This window comes from Pseudomonas gessardii (assembly GCF_001983165.1).
GTDB lineage: Bacteria > Pseudomonadota > Gammaproteobacteria > Pseudomonadales > Pseudomonadaceae > Aquipseudomonas > Aquipseudomonas gessardii.
This window is the reverse complement of record NZ_MNPU01000100.1, coordinates 1-3,095: the sequence shown is the minus strand read 5'-3', so window position 1 is coordinate 3,095 and position 3,095 is coordinate 1. Positions and strand designations below refer to the sequence as shown.

Annotated in this window: 1 rRNA gene; it reads left to right on the top strand. The window is 51.6% G+C overall.

The features are described 5' to 3' along the window. The first annotated feature begins 73 nt into the window (after positions 1-73). Positions 74-2,967 (top strand): 23S ribosomal RNA (locus BLL38_RS29620). The last annotated feature ends 128 nt before the right edge of the window (positions 2,968-3,095 follow it).

Here is a 3,095-nt window from a genome sequence, read left to right as displayed (position 1 = left end):
CTCTTAATTGAGTATGATCGAATTTTCGGCGAATGTTGTCTTCACAGTATAACCAGATTGCTTGGGGTTATATGGTCAAGTGAAGAAGCGCATACGGTGGATGCCTTGGCAGTCAGAGGCGATGAAAGACGTGGTAGCCTGCGAAAAGCTTCGGGGAGTCGGCAAACAGACTTTGATCCGGAGATGTCTGAATGGGGGAACCCAGCCATCATAAGATGGTTATCTTACGCTGAATACATAGGCGTAAGAGGCGAACCAGGGGAACTGAAACATCTAAGTACCCTGAGGAAAAGAAATCAACCGAGATTCCCTTAGTAGTGGCGAGCGAACGGGGACTAGCCCTTAAGTGGCTTTGAGATTAGCGGAACGCTCTGGAAAGTGCGGCCATAGTGGGTGATAGCCCTGTACGCGAAAATCTCTTAGTCATGAAATCGAGTAGGACGGAGCACGAGAAACTTTGTCTGAATATGGGGGGACCATCCTCCAAGGCTAAATACTACTGACTGACCGATAGTGAACTAGTACCGTGAGGGAAAGGCGAAAAGAACCCCGGAGAGGGGAGTGAAATAGATCCTGAAACCGTATGCGTACAAGCAGTGGGAGCCCACTTTGTTGGGTGACTGCGTACCTTTTGTATAATGGGTCAGCGACTTATTTTCAGTGGCGAGCTTAACCGAATAGGGGAGGCGTAGCGAAAGCGAGTCTTAATAGGGCGTCTAGTCGCTGGGAATAGACCCGAAACCGGGCGATCTATCCATGGGCAGGTTGAAGGTTGGGTAACACTAACTGGAGGACCGAACCGACTACCGTTGAAAAGTTAGCGGATGACCTGTGGATCGGAGTGAAAGGCTAATCAAGCTCGGAGATAGCTGGTTCTCCTCGAAAGCTATTTAGGTAGCGCCTCATGTATCACTGTAGGGGGTAGAGCACTGTTTCGGCTAGGGGGTCATCCCGACTTACCAAACCGATGCAAACTCCGAATACCTACAAGTGCCGAGCATGGGAGACACACGGCGGGTGCTAACGTCCGTCGTGAAAAGGGAAACAACCCAGACCGTCAGCTAAGGTCCCAAAGTTATGGTTAAGTGGGAAACGATGTGGGAAGGCTTAGACAGCTAGGAGGTTGGCTTAGAAGCAGCCACCCTTTAAAGAAAGCGTAATAGCTCACTAGTCGAGTCGGCCTGCGCGGAAGATGTAACGGGGCTCAAACCATACACCGAAGCTACGGGTATCACCCTCGGGTGATGCGGTAGAGGAGCGTTCTGTAAGCCTGTGAAGGTGAGTTGAGAAGCTTGCTGGAGGTATCAGAAGTGCGAATGCTGACATGAGTAACGACAATGGGTGTGAAAAACACCCACGCCGAAAGACCAAGGTTTCCTGCGCAACGTTAATCGACGCAGGGTTAGTCGGTCCCTAAGGCGAGGCTGAAAAGCGTAGTCGATGGAAAACAGGTTAATATTCCTGTACTTCTGGTTATTGCGATGGAGGGACGGAGAAGGCTAGGCCAGCTTGGCGTTGGTTGTCCAAGTTTAAGGTGGTAGGCTGGAATCTTAGGTAAATCCGGGATTCTAAGGCCGAGAGCTGATGACGAGTTACCCTCTGGGTGACGAAGTGGTTGATGCCATGCTTCCAAGAAAAGCTTCTAAGCTTCAGGTAACCAGGAACCGTACCCCAAACCGACACAGGTGGTTGGGTAGAGAATACCAAGGCGCTTGAGAGAACTCGGGTGAAGGAACTAGGCAAAATGGCACCGTAACTTCGGGAGAAGGTGCGCCGGTGAGGGTGAAGGACTTGCTCCGTAAGCTCATGCCGGTCGAAGATACCAGGCCGCTGCGACTGTTTATTAAAAACACAGCACTCTGCAAACACGAAAGTGGACGTATAGGGTGTGACGCCTGCCCGGTGCCGGAAGGTTAATTGATGGGGTTAGCTAACGCGAAGCTCTTGATCGAAGCCCCGGTAAACGGCGGCCGTAACTATAACGGTCCTAAGGTAGCGAAATTCCTTGTCGGGTAAGTTCCGACCTGCACGAATGGCGTAACGATGGCGGCGCTGTCTCCACCCGAGACTCAGTGAAATTGAAATCGCTGTGAAGATGCAGTGTATCCGCGGCTAGACGGAAAGACCCCGTGAACCTTTACTATAGCTTTGCACTGGACTTTGAATTTGCTTGTGTAGGATAGGTGGGAGGCTTTGAAGCGTGGACGCCAGTTCGCGTGGAGCCAACCTTGAAATACCACCCTGGCAACTTTGAGGTTCTAACTCAGGTCCGTTATCCGGATCGAGGACAGTGTATGGTGGGTAGTTTGACTGGGGCGGTCTCCTCCTAAAGAGTAACGGAGGAGTACGAAGGTGCGCTCAGACCGGTCGGAAATCGGTCGTAGAGTATAAAGGCAAAAGCGCGCTTGACTGCGAGACAGACACGTCGAGCAGGTACGAAAGTAGGTCTTAGTGATCCGGTGGTTCTGTATGGAAGGGCCATCGCTCAACGGATAAAAGGTACTCCGGGGATAACAGGCTGATACCGCCCAAGAGTTCATATCGACGGCGGTGTTTGGCACCTCGATGTCGGCTCATCACATCCTGGGGCTGAAGCCGGTCCCAAGGGTATGGCTGTTCGCCATTTAAAGTGGTACGCGAGCTGGGTTTAGAACGTCGTGAGACAGTTCGGTCCCTATCTGCCGTGGACGTTTGAGATTTGAGAGGGGCTGCTCCTAGTACGAGAGGACCGGAGTGGACGAACCTCTGGTGTTCCGGTTGTCACGCCAGTGGCATTGCCGGGTAGCTATGTTCGGAATAGATAACCGCTGAAAGCATCTAAGCGGGAAACTAGCCTCAAGATGAGATCTCACTGGAACCTTGAGTTCCCTGAAGGGCCGTCGAAGACTACGACGTTGATAGGTTGGGTGTGTAAGCGCTGTGAGGCGTTGAGCTAACCAATACTAATTGCCCGTGAGGCTTGACCATATAACACCCAAGCAATTTGACTACTCGAAAGAGCATCAGATTGCGGTGTGTGAAGACGAAATGAACCGAAAGTTCGATACTCACAAAACACCGAAAGCTGTCACATACCCAATTTGCTGAAGCGAGGC